Origin of the sequence: Xanthomonas euroxanthea (assembly GCF_903989455.1) — a bacterium.
In the GTDB taxonomy this organism is placed as follows: domain Bacteria; phylum Pseudomonadota; class Gammaproteobacteria; order Xanthomonadales; family Xanthomonadaceae; genus Xanthomonas; species Xanthomonas euroxanthea.
Genome location: NZ_LR861803.1, coordinates 1,569,771 through 1,590,293, shown reverse-complemented (window position 1 = coordinate 1,590,293; position 20,523 = coordinate 1,569,771). Strand labels below are relative to the sequence as shown.

General features: G+C 67.7%; 21 protein-coding genes. 6 read left to right on the top strand and 15 right to left on the bottom strand.

The window, feature by feature from the left end; translation table 11 throughout:
- Nucleotides 1–221 precede the first annotated feature (221 nt).
- From H7A86_RS06825 to pdeM, 5 genes are read left to right on the top strand one after another with little or no spacing between them, the layout of a single operon-like run.
- Nucleotides 222–1,232, top strand: a complete 1,011-nt coding sequence (locus tag H7A86_RS06825) for a ligase-associated DNA damage response exonuclease (RefSeq protein ID WP_119128982.1) — start codon at nucleotides 222–224, stop codon at nucleotides 1,230–1,232.
- Entirely contained in the window at nucleotides 1,229–1,462 is a 234-nt protein-coding gene (locus H7A86_RS06820; protein WP_119132390.1) for a hypothetical protein, read from the top strand. The genes H7A86_RS06825 and H7A86_RS06820 overlap by 4 nt, the downstream gene beginning before the upstream one ends.
- Nucleotides 1,459–3,063: an ATP-dependent DNA ligase gene (locus H7A86_RS06815; RefSeq protein ID WP_119132391.1), complete on the top strand. Its 1,605-nt coding sequence runs from the start codon at nucleotides 1,459–1,461 to the stop codon at nucleotides 3,061–3,063. Before H7A86_RS06820 ends, H7A86_RS06815 begins: the two co-directional genes overlap by 4 nt.
- Nucleotides 3,060–5,552, top strand: coding sequence for a ligase-associated DNA damage response DEXH box helicase (locus tag H7A86_RS06810; RefSeq protein WP_119132392.1), 2,493 nt, complete (start codon nucleotides 3,060–3,062; stop codon nucleotides 5,550–5,552). Before H7A86_RS06815 ends, H7A86_RS06810 begins: the two co-directional genes overlap by 4 nt.
- Complete coding sequence (gene pdeM, locus H7A86_RS06805; protein WP_119132393.1) at nucleotides 5,542–6,186, top strand: ligase-associated DNA damage response endonuclease PdeM; 645 nt, start codon at nucleotides 5,542–5,544, stop codon at nucleotides 6,184–6,186. Before H7A86_RS06810 ends, pdeM begins: the two co-directional genes overlap by 11 nt.
- 32 nt (nucleotides 6,187–6,218) lie before the next feature.
- Here pdeM and H7A86_RS06800 read toward each other — a convergent pair whose 3' ends face one another.
- The 10 genes from H7A86_RS06800 to rlmD form a co-directional block, all read right to left on the bottom strand.
- Nucleotides 6,219–7,484 (bottom strand): FAD-dependent oxidoreductase, encoded by a 1,266-nt coding sequence (locus H7A86_RS06800; protein ID WP_119132394.1) that lies wholly within the window; start codon nucleotides 7,482–7,484, stop codon nucleotides 6,219–6,221.
- A gap of 94 nt (nucleotides 7,485–7,578) precedes the next feature.
- Nucleotides 7,579–7,785, bottom strand: a complete 207-nt coding sequence (gene cspE / locus H7A86_RS06795) for a transcription antiterminator/RNA stability regulator CspE (protein ID WP_003488188.1) — start codon at nucleotides 7,783–7,785, stop codon at nucleotides 7,579–7,581.
- 87 nt (nucleotides 7,786–7,872) lie between these two features.
- Entirely contained in the window at nucleotides 7,873–8,625 is a 753-nt protein-coding gene (locus H7A86_RS06790) for an S-methyl-5'-thioinosine phosphorylase (RefSeq protein ID WP_104585835.1), read from the bottom strand.
- A gap of 86 nt (nucleotides 8,626–8,711) precedes the next feature.
- A complete protein-coding gene (locus H7A86_RS06785; RefSeq protein WP_016903731.1) occupies nucleotides 8,712–9,266 on the bottom strand; it encodes a hypoxanthine-guanine phosphoribosyltransferase in 555 nt (184 codons plus the stop codon).
- On the bottom strand, nucleotides 9,266–10,270 hold the full coding sequence (nagZ, locus tag H7A86_RS06780; protein ID WP_119132395.1) for a beta-N-acetylhexosaminidase: 1,005 nt from the start codon (nucleotides 10,268–10,270) through the stop codon (nucleotides 9,266–9,268). Before nagZ ends, H7A86_RS06785 begins: the two co-directional genes overlap by 1 nt.
- A gap of 139 nt (nucleotides 10,271–10,409) precedes the next feature.
- Nucleotides 10,410–11,975, bottom strand: a complete 1,566-nt coding sequence (locus H7A86_RS06775) for a cryptochrome/photolyase family protein (RefSeq protein WP_180708058.1) — start codon at nucleotides 11,973–11,975, stop codon at nucleotides 10,410–10,412.
- A gap of 4 nt (nucleotides 11,976–11,979) precedes the next feature.
- Nucleotides 11,980–12,987, bottom strand: coding sequence for an NAD(P)/FAD-dependent oxidoreductase (locus tag H7A86_RS06770; protein ID WP_119132396.1), 1,008 nt, complete (start codon nucleotides 12,985–12,987; stop codon nucleotides 11,980–11,982).
- Nucleotides 12,988–13,025: 38 nt separating this feature from the next.
- On the bottom strand, nucleotides 13,026–13,709 hold the full coding sequence (locus tag H7A86_RS06765) for a DsbA family oxidoreductase (protein ID WP_119132397.1): 684 nt from the start codon (nucleotides 13,707–13,709) through the stop codon (nucleotides 13,026–13,028).
- Nucleotides 13,710–13,851: 142 nt separating this feature from the next.
- Nucleotides 13,852–14,349: a CYTH domain-containing protein gene (locus tag H7A86_RS06760; protein ID WP_119132398.1), complete on the bottom strand. Its 498-nt coding sequence runs from the start codon at nucleotides 14,347–14,349 to the stop codon at nucleotides 13,852–13,854.
- Between the two features lie 87 nt (nucleotides 14,350–14,436).
- Nucleotides 14,437–15,771, bottom strand: coding sequence for a 23S rRNA (uracil(1939)-C(5))-methyltransferase RlmD (gene rlmD / locus H7A86_RS06755; RefSeq protein ID WP_119132399.1), 1,335 nt, complete (start codon nucleotides 15,769–15,771; stop codon nucleotides 14,437–14,439).
- Between the two features lie 157 nt (nucleotides 15,772–15,928).
- Between rlmD and H7A86_RS06750 the strand changes: the two genes are divergently transcribed.
- Entirely contained in the window at nucleotides 15,929–16,651 is a 723-nt protein-coding gene (locus H7A86_RS06750) for a response regulator (protein WP_104585847.1), read from the top strand.
- A 151-nt stretch (nucleotides 16,652–16,802) separates the two neighbouring features.
- On the opposite strand, the gene recO is transcribed toward H7A86_RS06750, so the two are convergent.
- From recO to lepB, 5 genes are all read right to left on the bottom strand, one after another.
- A complete protein-coding gene (gene recO, locus H7A86_RS06745; RefSeq protein ID WP_119132400.1) occupies nucleotides 16,803–17,525 on the bottom strand; it encodes a DNA repair protein RecO in 723 nt (240 codons plus the stop codon).
- Between the two features lie 223 nt (nucleotides 17,526–17,748).
- A complete protein-coding gene (gene era, locus H7A86_RS06740) occupies nucleotides 17,749–18,648 on the bottom strand; it encodes a GTPase Era (protein WP_104585851.1) in 900 nt (299 codons plus the stop codon).
- Nucleotides 18,645–19,325 carry a ribonuclease III gene (rnc, locus tag H7A86_RS06735; protein WP_104585872.1) on the bottom strand — a complete coding sequence of 227 codons (681 nt, stop codon included), beginning with the start codon at nucleotides 19,323–19,325 and terminating at the stop codon, nucleotides 18,645–18,647. The genes era and rnc overlap by 4 nt, the downstream gene beginning before the upstream one ends.
- Nucleotides 19,315–19,692 (bottom strand): DUF4845 domain-containing protein, encoded by a 378-nt coding sequence (locus tag H7A86_RS06730; RefSeq protein WP_119132401.1) that lies wholly within the window; start codon nucleotides 19,690–19,692, stop codon nucleotides 19,315–19,317. The genes rnc and H7A86_RS06730 overlap by 11 nt, the downstream gene beginning before the upstream one ends.
- Nucleotides 19,693–19,720: 28 nt before the next feature.
- Nucleotides 19,721–20,521, bottom strand: a complete 801-nt coding sequence (gene lepB, locus H7A86_RS06725; protein WP_011036465.1) for a signal peptidase I — start codon at nucleotides 20,519–20,521, stop codon at nucleotides 19,721–19,723.
- Between the last annotated feature and the right edge of the window lie 2 nt (nucleotides 20,522–20,523).

Below are 20,523 nucleotides of genomic sequence, written 5' to 3'. Positions count from 1 at the left end.
AGTTCTGACTAATTGTTCCGATGAGCAATGGCGCGAGCTGGCGGCGTGCGTGCTGCATTGAAGGCCAGTTCACGCCACCCGCCTGATCGATTCACTGACCTCGCATTGATCGTGCACTGGCTCGATTAGCGATTGCGTTCTGCAGGCTTGCCGCATCGGTGCACCGATGCGTGCCATTCCCATTCTCAGGATCTGCACACCGGCTTGGCCAGAGTTGCCGCATGCGCAACGGCAACGAACAATCTGGTGATCTGGTGGTGCTCGGGCCCGAAGGCCTGTATTGCCCGCAGGGTGATTTCCATATCGATCCCTGGCGGCCGGTGCCACGCGCGGTGATCACCCACGGACACGGCGACCACGCACGCAGCGGCATGGGCGAGTACCACTGCACGCACGAGAGCCTGCCGATCCTGCAATGGCGCCTCGGCGAGCAGGTCTATCACACGCATGCCGACGGCGAAGCGTTCGATCTGGGACGCGCGCGGGTGTCGTTGCATCCGGCCGGGCATGTGCTCGGCTCGGCGCAGGTGCGCATCGAAGTGGACGGCGAGGTCTGGGTCGCCTCGGGCGACTACAAGCGCCAGCACGATCCCACCTGCAAGCCATTCGAAGTGGTGCCCTGCGACACCTTCATCACCGAGGCGACCTTCGGGCTGCCGGTGTATCGCTGGCCGGACACTTCCGATGTCGCGGCCGACATCGTCGCCTGGCGCCACGAATGCGCCGAACGTGGCGAGGCCGCCATTCTGTACTGCTATGCCCTGGGCAAGGCGCAACGCGTGCTGGCCGAATTGCGCGCCTGGGATACGCAACCGGCGTTGCTGCATGGCGCCATCGCCGTGGGCGTGGAGGTGTATCGCCAGGCCGGCATCCCGATGCTGGATACCCAACCGGTCAGCGAACATGCGCGTGGCGCCGACTATGCCGGGCAACTGGTGCTGGCGCCGCCATCGGCGGCCGGCAGCGCCTGGATCCGTCGCTTCCGGCATGCGCAACAAGGTTTTGCGTCGGGCTGGATGCGTATTCGCGGCAACCGCCGTCGGCGCAATTACGACCGCGGCTTCGTGGTGTCCGATCATGCCGACTGGCCGGACCTGCTGCGCACCATCGAAGACACCGGCGCACGGCGGGTGATCGCCACCCACGGCAACACCGATGCCTTGATCCAGCACCTGCTGGAGCGCGGCGTCGCTGCCGAAGCCTTCCGTACCGATTTCGGAGCCGAGGAATGAACCCCTTGCCTGCACGCCGCTATGCGCGCGCGCGCCCACGTCTGCGACTGACCGGCGCCCTCGCGTTCCGCCGGCACGCATTGGCATTTCGCCTACATCGCGCAGTGCCGGCCGCGGTGATCGGGCCGCCGCGGCCCTACCGGCGTCCACGCTGCCTGAGCGCATTTACGCGCCGCGCACTGAAGCTGCGTGCTGCCGACCACCGCGCATACCTGCAGGGCCCGGCGTGAAGCGATTTGCCGCGTTGTACCGCACCCTGGATCGCAGCACCGGCACGCTCGACAAGCGTGCGGCCTTGGTTGCCTACTTCAGCAGCGCACCGCCGCTGGATGCGGCGTGGGCGCTGTACCTGCTGGCCGGCGGCAAGGTGGCCGGCACGCGCATGCGCATTGCCAGCAGTGGCGAATTGCGCGAATGGATCACCGAAGCTGCCGGCATCGCCGACTGGCTGGTGGCCGACAGCTACGACCATGTCGGCGACCTGGCCGAGACCTTGGCCTTGTTGCTGGACGACCCGATCACCGAAGCGGCCGATCTGCCGTTGGCCGACTGGATCGAGCAGCGGTTGCTGCCAATCGCCAATCAAGATGTCGAGGTGCGCAAGGCCTGCATCGTGCAGGCGTGGCGCAGCCTGGCCTTCGACGAGCGCCTGGTGTTCAACAAGCTGCTGACCGGCGCCTTGCGCGTGGGCGTGTCGCAGCGCCTGGTGCAGCAGGCGCTGGCGGAGATGTCCGGAATCGAGATCGCACGTATCGCGCAGCGCATGCTCGGCAGCTGGCGGCCGCATCCGACCTACCTGGCCAATCTGCTGACTGCCGAAGAACTGCCCGGCGATCGTCAACAGCCCTACCCGTTCTTTCTCGCATCGCCACTCGAAGCCGAGGTCGAAACGCTGGGCGCGGTCGATGACTGGTTGCTGGAATGGAAGTGGGACGGCATCCGCCTGCAGCTGATTCGACGCGCGGGCGAAGCGGCGCTGTGGTCGCGTGGCGAAGAACGCCTGGATGGCCGCTTCCCGGAAATCGAACAGGCCGCGCTGCAGTTGCCCGATGGCACCGTCATCGACGGCGAGCTGCTGGCCTGGCAACCGGAGCAGCCCTTGCCGATGCCGTTCACCGCGTTGCAGACGCGCATCCAGCGGCTCAAGCCCGGGCCAAAGACCTTGGCGGCGGCGCCGGCGCGGGTGGTGGCCTACGATCTGCTTGAGCTCGGCGGCGAGGACTTGCGCGAGCGCCCCTTGCAGGAGCGCCGCGCGTTGCTGGAAGGGGTGCTGGGCACGCTCGCCGACCCGCGCATCGTCGCCTCGCCGTTGGTGCAGGTCGGCGACTGGCAGGCGGCGGCGCAGGTGCGCCTGGATGCACGCGAGCGCGGTGTGGAAGGGCTGATGCTCAAGCGCGCCAGCTCGGTCTACCAGTCAGGCCGCCGCCGCGGCGACTGGTGGAAATGGAAGATCGACCCGCTCACCATCGACGCGGTGCTGCTGTATGCGCAGGCCGGCCACGGCCGCCGCAGCACGCTGTATACCGACTACACCTTCGGGCTATGGCACGAGGGCCAGCTGGTGCCGATCGCCAAGGCCTACTCGGGTCTGGACGACAAGGAGATCCTGCAGCTGGATCGCTGGATCCGCGCCAACACCACCGAGCGCTTCGGCCCGGTGCGTGCAGTCACCGCCCATCATGTCTTCGAGCTGGGGTTCGAAGCGGTCAACCGCAGCGCGCGGCACAAGTCCGGCATTGCGGTGCGTTTCCCACGCATCCTGCGCTGGCGGCAGGACAAGCCGATGAGCGAAGCCGATCACCTGAGCAGCCTGCAGGCGCTGGCACGGTGAGTGCCGCGCAGCAGACGCGCGGTACGCCCTTGCAGCAATGGCGTGCCTGGTTCGCGCAGCGCGGCTGGGCGCCGTTGCCGTTTCAACGCGATGTGTGGAAGCGCTATCTCGCCGGCGAGTCCGGCTTGCTGCATACGCCCACCGGCAGCGGCAAGACGCTGGCTGCCTTCGGCGGGCCATTGCTGGAGGCCTTGTCCACGCGTGGACGCAAGCCGGCGAGCAAGCCGGTGCCGGCCGCGCGGCGCCAACAGCAACGCACGCTGCAGGTGCTGTGGATCACGCCCCTGCGCGCACTCGCCGCCGATACCGCACGCGCCCTGCGCGAGCCGGTGGAGGCCTTGGGGCTGGATTGGCAGGTGGGCCTGCGCACCGGCGACGCCAGCGCGCGCGACAAGCGGCTGGCGCGCAGCGGCAAGCTCGATGTGCTGGTCACCACGCCCGAATCGCTGGCCTTGCTGTTGTCCTATCCCGACACCGCGCCGCAGTTGTCGGCGTTGCGCTGCGTGATCGTCGACGAATGGCATGAGCTGCTCGGCAACAAGCGCGGCGTGTTGCTGCAGCTGTGCCTGGCGCGGCTGCGCGGCTGGGCGCCGGCGCTGCGCATCTGGGGCCTGTCGGCGACGCTGGGCAACCTGGCGCAGGCACGCGACGTGCTGCTGCCGCATCTTCCCGATGCTGCGCTGGTCTCGGGTGTCAAACCCCGCGCGATGACCCTGGAGACGCTGCTGCCCGACAGCGGCGAGCGCTTTCCGTGGGCCGGACATCTGGGCCTGGCGCAGCTGGCGCGCGTGCTGCAGAAGATCATGCAGCAGCGCACCAGCCTGGTGTTCACCAATACGCGCGCGCAGGCCGAGTTGTGGCATCAGGCCTTGAGTGCGGTGTGGCCGGACGACCTGGCCACACTCGCGTTGCATCACGGCTCGCTGGACCCGTCCTTGCGTGCGGCCGCCGAACAGGGCTTGCGCGATGGCAGCCTGCGCTGCGTGGTCGCCACCTCCAGCCTGGACCTGGGCGTGGATTTCCCCGCCGTCGATCAGGTGCTGCAGGTCGGCAGCCCCAAGGGCATTGCGCGCCTGCTGCAACGCGCCGGCCGCGCGCGCCACCGTCCGGGCGAATCCGGGCATGTGGTGTGCGTGCCCTCGCATGCGCTGGAGCTGGTGGAGTATGCCGCCGCGCGGCGCGCCATTGAGCAGGGCCAGATCGAAGCGCGGCCGCCGCCGCGGCTGTCGCTGGATGTGTTGGCGCAGCACTGCGTGACCCTGGCACTGGGTGGCGGCTTTCAGGCCGATGCAGTGTTCGAGCAGGTGCGCGGCACCGATGCGTTTGCAGCACTGGATCATGCCACCTGGCAGGCGGTGCTGGACTTCATCGTGCAAGGCGGCAGCGCGCTGGCGCATTACCCGGATTTCCACAAGGTCGTGCGCGACGAACAGGGCGTGTATCGCGTCATCGATCGGCGCGTGGCGCTGCGGCATCGCCTGTCCATCGGCACGATCACCAGCGACGGCAGCGTGCGCGTGCAGTTCCTGCGCGGCGGGCGCCTGGGCGCGGTGGAGGAACAGTTCGTCGGCCGTCTGCGCCGTGGCGACCGGTTTCAGTTTGCCGGCCGTTTGCTGGAGCTGGTGCGGCTGGAAGACATGACCGCCTATGTGCGCGTGGCCAAGGGCGGCAGCGGCGTGGTGCCCAAATGGATGGGCGGACGCATGCCGTTGTCGTCGGCCCTGGGCCGCGAGGTCGAAGCGGTGTTCGCCGATCCCGGCGACGCGCCGGAGATGCAGGCGCTGGCACCGTTGCTGCGCCTGCAATCGTCACTGTCCTCGTTGCCCGGCCCTGACCATCTGCTGGTGGAAAGCATCAAGGCGCGCGATGGCCGGCACGTGTTCGTGTATCCGTTCGCCGGCCGCCAGGTCAACGAAGGGCTGGCCGCGTTGCTGGCGGCGCGCTGGGGCCGGCGCCAGCGCAATACCTTCAGTTTTGCTGCCAACGATTACGGCTTTGTGCTGTCGCCGGCGCAGGATGTGGACCTCGATGCGGGCGTCTTGCAGGCCTTGCTGTCGCCGGAGGGCCTGTTTGCCGATCTGCGCGACAGCCTCAACCTGGGCGAGCTGGCACGCCGCCAGTTCCGCGAGATTGCGCGCGTGGCCGGTTTGCTGTCGCCATCGTTGCCCGGCCGTGCACCACGCAGCCTGCGTCAGCTGCAGGCCTCCAGCGGATTGCTGTACGACGTGTTGCAACGTTTCGATCCGGATCATCTGCTGCTCGCGCAGGCCGAGCGCGAAGTATTCGAAGGCCAGCTCGAACTGGCACGGCTTGCACATGCGCTGGAAGATTGCGCGCGGCGCGACCTGCGCCTGTGCAAACCGCGCAGCCTCACCCCGTTGTCGTTTCCGCTGTGGGCCGAACGTGTGCGCGGCCAACTCAGTACCGAAGACTGGAAGGCCCGCGTGTTGCGTGCTGCCGAACAACTGGAGCGCAAACATGGGCGATAGCGTGCAGCTGCAGCTGGCCGGCGAAACGGTGGAACTGCTCGGCGAACGCGCACTGTATCGGCCGGCACAACGCGCCTTGTTGATCGCCGACCTGCATCTGGGCAAGGCCGATGTGTTCCGTCGCGCCGGCATCGGGATGCCGGCCGGCGGCACCGCGCACGATCTGGAACGGCTGGATGCGCTGCTGGAACAGCGCACGGTGGACGCGTTGTGGATACTCGGCGACCTGCTGCATGGCCCCGCACCGCGCGCAGCCTGGCACCGCCGCTGGAGCGCATGGCGCGAGCGGCATTGCGCATTGCGCGTGATCGCCATCCGCGGCAATCACGACCGCGCCTTGGCAGGCGCCGATCTGCATATCGAGCCGGCCGGCGAACAGGTGGAAGATGGCCCCTTCGTGCTGCGCCACGATCCGCTGCCGCATCCGACCGGGCACGTGCTGTGCGGGCATCTGCATCCGCTGGCCGCACTGCCCGGCATGGCGCGTCGCTGGCCGGCGTTCTGGTTGCGCGAGCGCGTCACCATCCTGCCGGCGTTCTCGCATTTCACCGCCGGCATCGTGCCGACGCTGGTCGAAGGCGAACGCCTGGTTGCCTGCGTGGAAGACGATGCGCTGGCGTTGCCGGTACGCTAGCGGGCGCGGCCGTGCGTGAGCCGCGACGGCCTCTATGCGGCCGCTCCGGTCTTGTCGACGGCCACACGCGGCACCGGTTGCGACAAGACCTCCACGAACTCCGGCGCCAATGCCAGTTTGCCGAACCAGCCGTGCTGGGTGCCGCTGAGCACGCGCAACATGTGTCCGCGCCCGCCGGGCACGCGCCCCATCGGGTGCAGCAGCAGGTCGCGCCCGTGCGCCCACAGATCGCGTTCGGACTGGAACAGCGGCGTCAGCCAACGGCTCCAGCGGTGGTAGATCGCCACATGCGCCTGGCGCTCGCGCTGGTAGCGCTGCAAAGCCGCATCCAGATCGGCACCGGCCCGCAAGGCATCGCGCAGCGCCAATGCGTCCAGCAGCGCCATGTTGACGCCCTGCCCCAGCTGCGGACTCATCGCATGCGCAGCGTCGCCGGCCAGCACGAAACGGCCGCGATGCCAGCGTTTGACCACCGCGTCGCGGTAACTGGCACGCGCCAGTGCGCCATGCACCTGCACGCTGTCCAGACGCGCATGCGCCTGCGGCCACATCTGCGCGATCTCCTCGCGCCATGCGGCAATGCCGCGCTGCTCCCATGCGGCAAAGTCGCTGCACGGCAGGCTCCAGAAAAAACTCAGCCGCGGGGTGTCGTCGCCCGGGCGCGTGCCCACCGGCAGCAGGCCGATCATCTTGCGCGCGCCGATATAGCGCTGGCGTAACTCGTCGACAAACGGCCAGTCCTCGCGCGGCAGCAGACACCACAACGCCCCCCACGGATACATCCGATCCAGCCGCGTGCCCTGCGCCTGCGCGCGCAAGGTCGATGCGGAACCATCGGCGGCGATGATCAGATCATACGGGCCATGCCAGTGCCCACGCTGGTCCTGCACGCGCACGCCGTCGTGATCGATGGCGGTGATCTGCGTATCCACATGCAGTTGCGCGTGCTCCGGCCAGGCCTCGCGCAACAGCGTGAACAAGGCGCCGCGCTGCATCCCCAGGCCCATCAGCCGCGCATCCAGGTCGCGATATTGCATGTCCATCACCGCGCGTCCGCACGGCGTTTCGCCATACAGCCGGCGCACCGGCGCGCCATGCGCAAGCGCCTGCGGCAGCAATCCCATCGTCCACAGCACCTGCAGGCCGCTGGGCTGCAGCAGGAACCCTGCGCCGACCGGCCCGGGCGCGGCAGCGCGTTCGAACACGTCCAGTCGATGCCCGTCGGCGCCCAGCAGCGCGGCCAGTGCCTGCCCTGCCGTGCCATAGCCCACTACCGCAATCCGCAATGTTCGCTGCATGTCCTTCGCTCTTTGAAGCTCACCGACCCCGCATGGACCGGTGCAAAAAAAACCCCGCCGTGGCGGGGTTCTTCAACCGCACAATCGAGTCACATCACTCGACCGGCGTGATGTTCGAAGCCTGGGCACCCTTGGGGCCCTGGGTCACGTCATAACTGACGCGCTGGCCTTCCTGCAGGCTGCGGAAGCCCTTGGAGTTGATCGCGGAGAAGTGCGCGAAGACATCGGCGCTGCCGTCCTCCGGTGAGATGAAGCCAAATCCCTTGGCGTCGTTGAACCACTTGACGGTACCGTTCGGCATGGTGATGCGAGACCTTTGCAATAATTAATGGGTGGTGTACGGCAATGCGTACGCGCCGAGTATGCAAAGCTTATGCCCCGATGACAATCACCCGCGTGCAAGTTCGCCAATCAGCTCCGGCAATCCGGACGAGGCGGCATCGACGTTGGCCAACACCTCTGCCATGGTGATTTCCTGCGCGTCGCCGCAGCCGGCCGCCCAGTTGGCCACGATCGCCAAACACGCATATTCCAGGCCTTTTTCGCGTGCAAGACCAGCTTCGGGCATGCCGGTCATGCCGACCAGATCGCAGCCGTCGCGACGCATGCGGGCGATCTCTGCAATCGTTTCCAGCCGCGGTCCCTGGGTGGCTCCGTAGCATCCGCCGGCAACCATCGTGACGCCGGTCACCTTGGCCGCGGCGATGACCTTGCTGCGGAACATCGGCGAATACGGATGGCCGAAATCCACGTGCTGCACCTCGCTGCCCGGCTCTTCGCAGAAGGTGGACACGCGGCCCCAGGTGTAATCGATCAGCTGATCCGGGCAGGCCAGCACGCGCGGACCGAACTGCTCGGTGATGCCGCCGACGGTGTTGAGCGCCAGCACGCGCGCAGCGCCGATTTGCTGCAGCGCAGCGATGTTTGCGCGGTAATTGACCTTGTGCGGCGGCAGCGAATGGCCTTCGCCATGGCGCGCCAGGAACGCCACGCGGTGGCCCAGCAACATGCCGACGTGGATCGGGCCGGAGGGCGCGCCATACGGCGTTTCGATAGCGTGCGTCTGCACCTCGTCCAGCTGGGCGAGCTTGTAGACGCCAGTGCCGCCGATGACGGCCAATGCGATGGAATTGGGGGACACAAGCAACCTCTGCTACAAAAAGACATGACGGTGCGCGCCCGCGTGCGCGCCGGGCTGCCCGCGGCAATGCGGGCACGCTGCGGCAGTTACTGCTTCATCGCGTAGATGGCGGGAATGCCGCGCAGCTGCTCGTTGACGTCCATGCCGAAACCGAACACGTAACGGTCGGCCACTTCCACGCCGACATAATCGGCGGCCACGCCGGGCACGCAGCGGTCGTGACGCTTGACGGTCAGCACCGCCACGCGCACGTCGGTGGCGCCCTGCTCCAGGCACCACTGGCGCACGCCCTGCAGCGTGTAGCCCTCGTCGAGGATGTCATCGACCAGGATCACCCGGCGGCCGAACAGCGCAGTGGCCGGACGGTGCTTCCACACCAGCTCGCCGCCGGTGGTTTCGCCGCGATACCGGGTGGCGTGCAGGTAATCGAACTGCAGGTCCTGGCCGCGTGCGCCCAGCTCCAGCGCCAGCTGGCCGGAGAACGGCAGCGCGCCGTGCATGATGGTGAGATACACCGGCACTTCGCCGGCATAGTCGCGCGCAATCGCGTCGGCGATGCTGGCAACGGCCGCATCGATGGCAGGGCGGTCGACCAGCAGGTCGGCTTGGGCCAGGGCCTGGGAAATGGTGAGCGTGGACATCAGGCAGTTGTTCCGAAAGAGGCGGAAAGGGGAGTGGTGAATGCGGCGTCGGAGCCGGCGAGCAGGCCATCCCAGCCCAGCGCGCCGCGGCCGATCAGGCCGATCAATGCTGCGGTGTTGAGGCTGCGGCCGGCCACGGCCTGCAGCGATTCATCGACCAGTTCCGGGTGGCAGACCAGCACCACGTCGCAGCCGGCATCCAGATGCGCATGCACCCGGCCCGCCACGCCGCCGGCGCTGAACGAGGCGGCCATGCCGATGTCGTCGGAGAACACCACGCCACGGAAGCCCAGTTGCCCGCGCAGGATCTGCTCGATCCAGCGCTGCGAATAGCCGGCCGGTTCCGGGGCGATCTGCGGGTAGACCACGTGCGCCATCATCACCGCATCGGCGCCGGCCTCGATGCCGGCCACGAACGGCACCAGATCCTCGGCCAGCAGGACCTCCAGCGGCCGCGGGTCGCTGGCATGGTCGACGTGGGTGTCTTCCAGCACGGTGCCGTGGCCGGGGAAATGCTTGAGCGTGGCGGCCATGCCGGCGCCGTGCAGCGCCTGCACATAGGCGCGGGTGAAGCTGGCCACGACCTGCGGGTCGTCGCTGAAGGCACGGTCGCCGATGGCGCGGTTGCCACGGCCCAGATCCACCACCGGCGCGAAGCTCAGGTCCACGCCGCTGGCACGCACCTCGCTGGCCATCAGCTGCGCATGCGCGCGCGCAGCGGCGAGCGCGGCCTCGGGGCCCTGCGCGTACTGCACGCCGAAGCTCTGCAGCGGCGCCAGCGCGCTGTAGCCGTCGCGAAAGCGCTGTATGCGCCCGCCTTCCTGGTCCACGCAGATCAGCACCGGGCGCGGTGCGGCCGCGCGGATGGACGCAGACAGCTCGGCCACCTGCGTGCGCGAGGCGAAGTTGCGCGTGAACAGCACTACGCCGGCGACCGCGTCGTGCTGCAGCCAGTCGCGTTCCTGTGCGCTGAGTTCGGTACCGGCAACGCCGATCAGAAGCATGTTGGGGGACTCCCGGGCCAGGCGCCAGGTTGGCGCAGCGCGGCATTGTCGCAGATGCGCGTTGCAGCGTCAGATCGCGCATTCAGGCAGGCGCGCGTTTGCTGCCGTCTGGGCCCCGCCGCGGCCCGCCGGCCGTGCCTCAGAGCACCTCCAGATTCGCTCGCCAGTGCGCGGCCTGCGCCTGCACCTGGTCCAGCACCTCCGGTGCCATGGCATCGAGCTGCCGGTACGGCAGCGCCAGGCGCTCGTTGGCACCCAGCAGCGTGCGCTGCCGCGTCAGGAAATCCCAGTACAGGGCGTTGTACGGGCAGGCCTGCGCGCCAACCCGCGCCTTGCGCTGGTAACGGCAGCCGCCGCAGTAATCGCTCATGCGGTCGATATAGGCCGCGCCGCTGATGTACGGCTTGCTGCCGAGCAGGCCGCCATCGGCGAACTGGCTCATGCCGACCGTATTGGGCAGTTCCACCCATTCGAACGCATCGACATAGACCCCCAGGTACCAGCGATGCAGCGCCTGCGGCTCCAGCCCCGCCAGCAGCGCGAAATTGCCGATCACCATCAGCCGCTGGATATGGTGCGCGTGCGCGTTGGCCAGCGAATTGCCGATCGCATCGGCCATGCAGCGCATGCCGATCTGCCCGTCCCAGAACCAGTGCGGTAGCGGTGCATGCTGGTCGAGCTGGTTGGACTGCGCATAGGCGGGCATCTGCGACCAGTACACGCCGCGTACGTATTCGCGCCAGCCCAGGATCTGGCGGATGAAGCCCTCCACCGATGCCAGCGACGCATGCCCGTCGTGCAACGCCGCCTCCGCGCGCGCGATCACCTCGCGCGGATGCAGCAGCTTGACGTTGAGCGCGAACGACAGCAGCGAATGGAACAGCCGCGGGCTGCGCGTGCTCATCGCATCCTCGTAGCGACCGAAGTGCGGCAACGCATGCGTCATGAAGGCATCCAGGTGCTGCAAGGCTTCGTCGCGGTCCAGCGGCCACGGCAGCGCGTCGGCGTTCGGTGCGCCGAAGCTGCGGACGCCGGCTGCCTCGATAGCGCTCCACAGCGCGCGGTGATCGTGCGCTGCGCGCCATTCCTGCGGCGCGGGCGGATCGCCCGGCCATGGCGCACGGTTGTCGTGATCGAAATTCCAGCGCCCGCCTTCCGGCTCGCCCGCGGCATCGAGCAGGATCCGGTGGCGACGGCGCATCTTTCGGTAGAACATTTCCATGCGCCATGGGCTACCGGCGCGAAAACAGCCGGCGACCTCATCGCGTTCGGTCAGGAAATGCTCGCTGCCGACCATGCGCGTGGCGAACGGCTGGCGCGCGCACCAGTGCTGCAATGCCTGATCCAGCCGCCATTCGTCCGGCGCCTGGTACTCCATCCGGCTGGCGCGGTAATGCGCCATCAGCGCGTCCAGATTGGCGGGGATCGCATGCCGATTGCTGGGGTTGTCGATGGCCACATAACGCACCCGGTGACCGGCCTGCCGCAAGTGCGCGGCGAACGCGCGCATCGCCGCGAAGATCGCCAGGATCTTCTGCGCGTGGTGCAGCACGTAGTCGGTTTCCTCGCGCACTTCCATCAGCACGTAGACCACGCCCGCATCGATCGCATCGAACCAGCTGTGCTGCCGATTGAGTTGATCGCCCAGGATCAGGCGCACTGTGTGCGCGGCAGCCTGCGGGGTGTGGCCAGCTGTGCCTGCCACCACATCAATCCTGACCGCTGCCCGCGGCGTCGCCGGCACACGCCCGCGCTGCCAACGCCACACCGCTTTGCCAGGCCCCCTCGACCTTGCCGCCGGCCAGCCAGTCGCCGCAGATGCCGATGCCCGGCCGCGCCTCCCAGGCACAGCCGATCTGCAGCGCAGGCTCGGTGCTGGCCACCGTCCAGCGGTATGCATCGCAGGAGTGCGGTGGTGGCAGGCCGAGCGCGGCCAGCGCCGGCAACAGGCTGGCGATCACGGCCTCAGGCGTTGCGTCCAGATGCGCCTGACTCCAATCGGCAGTGGCATGCAGCAGCCAGGTTTCCACGCCCGCCCTCCCCGGCTTGCTGGAGTTGCGTGCCACCCAGCGCACCGGGCCGGCGTTGACGAACAAGGCGTCGTAGCCGGGATCGACCGCCAGGTCGAAACGCAGCACCACCGCCCAGGCCGGCTGCATCCGTGCAGTGGCGGCAAGCGTCGCCAGCGTGGGGGCGAAGCCCGCCAGCAAGGCAGCCGCACGCGGTGCCGGAACCGCCAGCAGCACGGTATCGAAGGCGTGTGTCGTCGCGTCCTCCGCCAGCTCCAGCTGCCAGGCGTCGCCATTGCGCTGCAGTGACCGCACGCAGGTGCCCAACCGAACATCGAGGTCGGCCGCAAGCGCACGCGCCGGTGCGGCCATGTCCGGCACCCCGACAAAGCGCGTCAACCCGCTGTGCGACGCACGCAGGGCGGTGCCATCCCAACTGGCGACGCGCGCAGACCAGGCCGCCGCCGCGCCGCGCGCGATCCACGCATCCACCAGGGCGGCAAACGCCGGGGCGCGTGCGGTGAAATACTGCGCGCCGTGATCGCACTGCCAGCCATCGCCGCCACAGCTGCGCATGCGTCCGCCGGGCAGAGCGTCCTGCTCGAACAGCGTCACCGCCAAACCCGCCGCCTGCAGCCGTTGCGCGCAGGCAAGCCCGGCCAACCCGGCACCGATCACCGCAACCGTCTTCGAGCGGGTGGGCGTCATCTCTCAGCTGCCGGCAGTCGCATCGCGCCGCCGGCCGTTCATACCGCGCAGCCGTCCGGCCCGCAGGCATCGGGACCACCGATCGGCGTCGATTCGGCCGCCAGCTGCAACAACGCCTGCGCGAAGCTCTCCGGCGGCTGCGCGCCCTGGATCAGGCTGCGTCCGTCGATGACGAAACTGGGCACCGCACGGATTCCCAGCGCAGCGGCTTGCGCCAGTTGCGCCTGGACGGCAACGACGCCTTCGTCGGAGTCAAGCAACGCGCGCACGCGCGCCTCGTCCAGGCCGCCGGCGGCGCCGGCGGCCACCAGCGTTTCGGTCGCGCCGACGTTTTGGCCTTCGGCAAAATACGCATGGAACAGCGCTTCGATCACGGCCTCGACATCGCCCTCGCGGCTGGCCAGCCAGATCAGCCGATGCGCGCGCAGGGTACTGACCTGCACCTGCCCGCGCCCGAAGTCGAACGGCAGGCCTTCGGCGCGCGCGGTGGCCTGGGTCTGCGCCAGCATCTGCTCCACGCGCGCGGCACCGCCGAACTTTTGCGCCAGCGCATCACGCAGCGGCGTCGGCTCCAGGCCGGCCTCGGGATCGAGCTGGAACGCGTGGTAATGGATGTCCAACGCCGGCGCCTGCGCACCAAGCGCGGCCACCGCCTGCTCGAAACGGCGCTTGCCGATCCAGCACCAGGGACAGACCACGTCAGACCAGATATCGATGCGCATGGGCGGGGATTGGAGATGCGTCATTGGGGATGCGCAAAGCATAAACCCAATACCAAGGCAGGGATTGGGGAGTCGCAACGCAATCAGCCCAAGTCCGACGCATCGCGTTAGCGTTTACGAATCCCGAATGCCCAATCCCGAATCACGCATCCCCGCTCCAGTTCTTGAACGGATGCGAGGCCAGCGCCAGATTGTAATAGCGCACGTCGTCGGTGACTTCCGCGCCGACCCACACAGGCCTGGCGAAGGCCTGGTCGGCATGTTCCAGTTCGATCTCGGCCACCACCAGCCCGGCATTGTCGCCAAGGAATTCGTCCACTTCCCACACCTGCCCCTGGTACTGGACCAGATGCCGGCGTTTGTCGATCAAACCGCCGACGCACAGCGCCAGCAGCGCACGCGCCTCGACCACCGGAATCGGATACTCGAACTCCTGCCGCGTGTGCCCCACCTCGCGCGATTTCAGATTGAGGAACGCGCTCTCGCCCTGGATACGCACCCGCACCGACGCGTTCTGCGTACCACTGCGCAAGGCGGCCTGGTCGTTGATATAGCCCTGTGCCATCGGGATCACCGCATGCGCGGCAGCGCGCCAGCCATCGCCGGTCACCAGGAATTTGCGTTCGATTTCGATGGGCATGGGAATCGGGAATCGGGAATCGGGAATCGGGAATCGCAACAGCATACGGCGAACCGCACCTACGATTCCCGATTCACTATTCCCGATTCACCGCCGTTCAAACACCGCAATGCTCTCCACATGCGCGGTATGCGGAAACATGTCCATCGCGCCGGCGGCCTTGAGCGTGAAGCCCTGCTCGTTGACCAGGTAGCCGGCGTCGCGCGCCAGCGAGCCGGGGTGACAGCTTACATAGACGATGCGCTCGAACGTTTTCAGCGGCAACTGCTGCAGCACTTCCAGCGCGCCCGAGCGCGGCGGGTCCAGCAGCAGCTTGTCGAAGCCCTGCCGCATCCACGCAGCATTGCGCTGGTCCTCGGTCAGATCGGCCGCATGGAACTGCGCATTGGCCAGCCCATTGCGCTGCGCGTTGTCCCGGGCGCGCGCCACCAGCCCGGCATCGCCCTCCACGCCGACCACTTCGCGCACGCCGCGCGCCAGCGGCAGGGTGAAATTGCCCAGCCCGCAGAACAGGTCCAGCACGCGGTCGTCGGGCCTGGCATCGAGCAGCGCCAGTGCGTGCGCGATCATCTTCTGGTTGAGCGAGGCGTTGACCTGGATGAAATCCAGCGGCCGGAACGCCAGCTCCACATCCCACTGCGGCAAGCGGAACGACAGCGGCACCTGCTGCGGCCACAGCGGATGCACGCTATCCACGCCGCCCGGCTGCAGGAAGATCGCAAAGCCCTGCGCCTGCGCGAACGCCGTCAGCGCCTGCAGATCGCGCTCGCTGAGCGGCTGCATGTGGCGGATGGTCAATGCCACCGCCTCGTCGCCGGCAATGAATTCGATCTGCGGGATGTCGCGCTTGCCGTCCAGGCCTTCGACCAGCGCCGCCAGCTGCGGGATCTTCTCGCCGATCTGCGGGATCACCGTGTAACAGACCGACAGATCGGCCACGAAACGCGGATCCAGCTCGCGAAACCCCACCAGGGTCTTGTCCTTCTTCTCGACGCGACGGACCGAAAAGCGGCCCTTGCGCCGGTAGCCCCAGTTATCGCCGACCAGGGCCGGCAACACCGCCTGCGGCGTGACGTGGCCGATGCGCTCCAGGTTGTCCAGCAACACGCGCTGCTTGGCCACGATCTGCTGCGACTCTTCCAGATGCTGCAGGACGCAGCCGGCGCAGACGCCGAAATGCGGGCAGCGCGGGGTCACCCGCTGCGGCGATGCCTCCAGCACCTCGATCGTCCGGGCCTCGTCGAAATGCCGGCTGCGCGCGGTGGGTTCGGCACGCACCAGCTCACCCGGCAAGGCGCCACTGATGAAGGTGACTTTGCCGCCCTCGCCGTCGCGGCGGGCCACACCGCGCCCGTCGTGGCTGAGGTCGGTGATCGCGGTCTGGAACGGCGTACGGTCGAAGCGGTTTCGGGTTCTGGCCACGTGGCGACGAGCTGCGGGCAAAAAGGGTGCGTATTGTCGCAGATGCGATCGATCGCGGCCGCCTCGCGCCGTAGAACAATTGTCGCGCCCCGCAAACACAGGCACACTTCCGCTGCACGCGGCTGCTAGGACGCGGCATCGCTGACAAGGAGGCAGCATGAACATGGCGACACGCCAGGAACCCCAACCACGACTCTTGCTGGTAGAGGACGACCCGATCAGCCGTGGCTTTCTGCAGGCGGTGCTGGACGGTCTTCCCGCCCACGTGGACTGCGCAGACTCCTTGTCGTCGGCACTGGACCGCGCGCGCGCACGTCGCCACGACCTGTGGCTGATCGACGTCAATCTTCCCGATGGCACCGGCAGCGGCCTGTTGCGGGCACTGCGCCTGCTGCACCCGGACGTGCCCGCACTGGCCCACACCGCGGACACCAATCTGGCGATGCAACGCAGCCTGCAGTCCGATGGCTTCCTGGAAATGCTGGTCAAGCCGCTGACCTCCGAGCGCCTGCTGCAGGCGGTCCGTCGCGGACTGGCGCGTGGCCGCTACAGCATGGCACCGGTGGGTGTGGTCGACATCGCTGCCAGCGATTGGGACGAAGCGGCCGCGCTCAGCGCGCTCAACGGCCAGCAACACCATCTCAACGCGCTACGCGAGTTGTTCCTGGCCGAGTTGCCGGGCACCCGCGATGCGGTGGATTCGGCCCTGCAGGTCAGCGACGATCAGGCGCTGCGCAGCCATCTGCATCGGCTGCAGGCCAGCTGCGGATTTGTCGGCGCGGCGCGGCTTGCCGGCGCAGTGCGCCTGCTGCGCGGCGACCCGCATTCCAGCACGGCGCAGACGCAGTTCCACGCGGCGGTGGCTGCGCTGCTGCACTGAAGGATGACGGCGCCGATGCTCTTGGACGCGGCGCAGCGTCGGCAGTCGGGACGCGCGACACCGAGCATCATGGGTGCGCGGCGGGTCCACCCGGACCCTGCCGCGCGTCCGCGCACTGCTCGCCAGGCCTGGTCGAGCAGCCTTGCGCCCCTCAACGCCGCCGCGCCAGATCCTCGAGCATTTCCCAGGATTTCAGCCCGCGTCCGCTCAGATGATGCAGCAGCACGCCACGCATGCTGCGACGCAGGCCCGGCATGTCGTCGGCCGCGGGCATGACGTCCTGGCCCAAGGCCAGCAGCGCCGCGCCGGTCACGGTGTCGCGCCGATCCTGCGCCATCGCCTCGCTCAATACGCGCAAGGCGCCTTCCTGTGGATCGAGCCGGTAGCGCGCCGCCGGGTCGATCGCCTGGCCGTCGCGGTCGTGCTGCAGATCGAACGCAAAGCCCAGGCCATCGAGCACATCGCGCTCGAACTGGCGCAGGCCCCAGGCCAGCGGCAGGCCAGAGGCCAGGTGCGCGCGCACCTGCGCATAGCAATCGAACAACTCCGGCACCGGATCGTTGCGCGGCGCCAGGCGCAGCAGCAGCTCGCTGATATAGAAACCGGCCAACATGGATTCGCCCGCCAGGCGGGGGGCGGTATCCAGCGCCTCGGCCTGACGCAACTGCGCCAGTTCGCCGCGTTGCACCGCGGTGAACTGAATCAGCTGCAATGGCTGCAGCGCGGCCCGCAGGGCCTGCTTGCGCGGGCCTTGCACCCCGCGCGCCAACAGCCCGACCCTCCCATGCTGCTCGCTCAGCACTTCCACCAGCAGGCTGGTCTCGCGCCAGGCGCGCACATGCAGGACGAACCCGCGTTCGTGTTCGATCAGCATGCGCTGCAGAGCCCTGAGCGACGTCCGGAAATCCGGGGCGCGGGAAATGCCAGGGCAGGCATTCGATCCACATGCCGCCGAAGCGGCGCGTCATCGCATTCGCCAGCCCCGCGTGCGGCGTGACCAGCACATGGCTGGCTGCGCAGCACCGGTCCACCCCGCCTTGCGACGGCCGATCCGGCGCTGCTCTCGGGTCCCGGGTCCTTGGTCCCAGGTCCCGGCTTCATTCGTATCCGAACGCCTTCAATGCCGCTTCGTCGTCCGACCAGCCTTCGCGCACGCGCACCCACGTTTCCAGGAACACTTTTGCACCGAATAGCCGCTCCATCTGCAGCCGCGCCTTGCCGCCGATGTCCTTCAGGCGGGTACCGCCCTTGCCGATCACGATCGCCTTCTGGCCTTCGCGCTCGACCCAGATCACCGCGCCGATGCGCAGCAGCGCGCCATCTTCGGCGAAGCGTTCGATCTCCACGGTGGTGGCATAGGGCAGTTCTTCGCCGAGCTGACGCATCAATTGCTCGCGCACCAGCTCCCCGGCCAGGAAGCGCTGACTGCGGTCGGTGATCTCGTCCTCGCCGAACATCGCGTCGGCTTCCGGCACCAGCTTGAGCAGGTCGCCGACCAGCGCCTCCAGGCCCTTGCGCTTGAGCGCCGACACCGGATGCACCGCCGCGAACGTCCGCCCCTCGCTGACCTGGGCCAGGAACGGGAACAGCGCGGTCTTGTCCTTGAGCCGGTCGACCTTGTTGACCACCAGCACCACCGGTACCTCGGCGTCGCTCAGGACCTTGAAGGCCAGGGTGTCCTCGTCGTCCCAGCGACCGGCTTCGATCACCAGCACCGCCGCGTCCACGCCTTCCAGCGAGCCGCGCGCGGCGCGGTTCATCACCCGGTTCATCGCGCGCTTCTGCTCGCGATGCAGCCCGGGCGTGTCGACCAGCACCAGTTGCCCTTCGGGGAAGGTGGCAATGCCCAGCAACCGATGGCGCGTGGTCTGCGGCCGGTTGGACACGATGCTGACCTTCGCGCCGACCAGAGCGTTGGTCAGGGTGGACTTGCCGACGTTGGGCCGGCCGATCACCGCAACGCTGCCGCTACGGTGGGGGGAAGAGGTTGCGCTCACGTGTTCGAATCCAGTTGTGCGATGACGAGGGTGGCCGCCTGTTGCTCGGCGAGGCGACGCGAGGTGCCCTGGCCTTCGGCGCGGGCGACGGGCTGCTCCAGGATGCAGGCGACATGGAACTGCTTGGCATGTTCGTCGCCGCTTTCGCTGATCAGCGCGTAATTGGGCAGCGGCAGCTGCCGCGCCTGCAGCCATTCCTGCAGCCGGGTCTTGGGGTCTTTTTCCGCCTTGCCCACCGGCAGCGCCGCCAGCGAGGGCTCGAACCAGGGCAGCACCACCGCGCGGCAGCGTTCGAAGCCGCAGTCCAGATAGATCGCCGCCACGATCGCCTCGACCGCATCGGCCAGAATCGAATCGCGTCGATGGCCGCCGGACTTCAGCTCGCCCGGGCCCAGCGTCAGCCGCTCGCCCAGGTTGAGGGCGCGGCCGATCACCGCCAGCGCCCCTTCGCGCACGAGTTCAGCGCGCGCGCGGGTCAATGCGCCTTCGTCGGCCTTGGGCCAGCGCTGATACAGCGCCTCGGCGATCAGCAGATTGACGATGCCGTCGCCAAGGAATTCCAGTCGTTCGTTATGCGGAGTACCGGCGCTGCGATGCCGCAGCGCCTGGGCGAGCAGACCCGGATCGGCGAACGCATGCCCGATCGGATCGCCACGCTGGAATGTCCTATTCGCCACCACGTCCCGTCATGTCCTGGGACGTCTCGAACTTGCCGACGACATCAAGATTGCCGATCAATTCGCGGCGGACTTCATAGTTGACCTTCATGCGCCAGCCACCGTCCACGCGCTCGAACTTGACGTCTTCCTTCTTGACGTTTTCCGAGTAGTTGATGTACAGCCGACGAAAGAACAGGTCCTGCAACTTGGACGGGTCCATGTTGGCGCTATCGGGCTCATTGGCCAGGCTCTTCATGGCCGTGCGCACGGAGTAGTATTCCTGGTACATCGGAAACAGCTTCATCCCGATGTACAGGGCAAAGCCCACCACCGCCAGCACCACCACGAACGACGTCAACGTCATACCGCTTTGCTTGCGCTTCATTGTGCTTCCCCGGCACGCCGTGCGTGCATTACTGGATTCCGGTCCCGATCCGCGACGGATCGAAACTCCCCTTGCAGAACCATCCTTCGCAATTGAGCCAGATCAGGAACGCCTTGCCGCGCAGGTTGGCCTCCGGCAGGAAGTGCGTCTGGGTCCAGAATCGGCTGTCTTCGCTGTTGTCGCGATTATCCCCCATCACGAAATAGCTGTCCGCCGGCACGGTCCAGTCGCCCTGCCCGGCCGGCATGTTGCGGTCGACCCACTCCAGCACGGTGTGGGTGCGGCCCGGCAAGTCCTCGACCAGCAAGGTGGTGCCGGTCATCTCGGCGCCCTTGCCCTTGCCGATGTACTCGCCCTTGACCGTGTAACGCATCGGCTTGTCGTTGATGTACAGCGTATCGCCGTGGAAGCCGATCTTGTCGCCCGGCAGACCCACCACGCGCTTGATCCAGTTCTGGTCGGGCGCATGCGGCGGCTTGAACACCACCACGTCGCCGCGCTTGGGCTCGCCGGTCGGAATGAACTTGGTATTGGTGATCGGCAGACGGAAGCCGTAGGCGAACTTGTTGACCAGGATGAAGTCGCCGATCAGCAGGTTGGGCATCATCGAGCTGGACGGAATCTTGTACGGCTCGGCCACGAAACTGCGCAGGATCAACACCACCGCCAGCACCGGAAAGAAGGCGCGCGAGTAGTCGATGATCGCCGGCTCGCTGTCCAGCAGACCTGCACGTGCCGCGCGGCGCTTGGCCAGGAACAGCTTGTCCAGCAGCCAGATGAAGCCGGTGCCCAGCGTCAGCACAACCAGGGCGATTTCAAACCATTTCATTG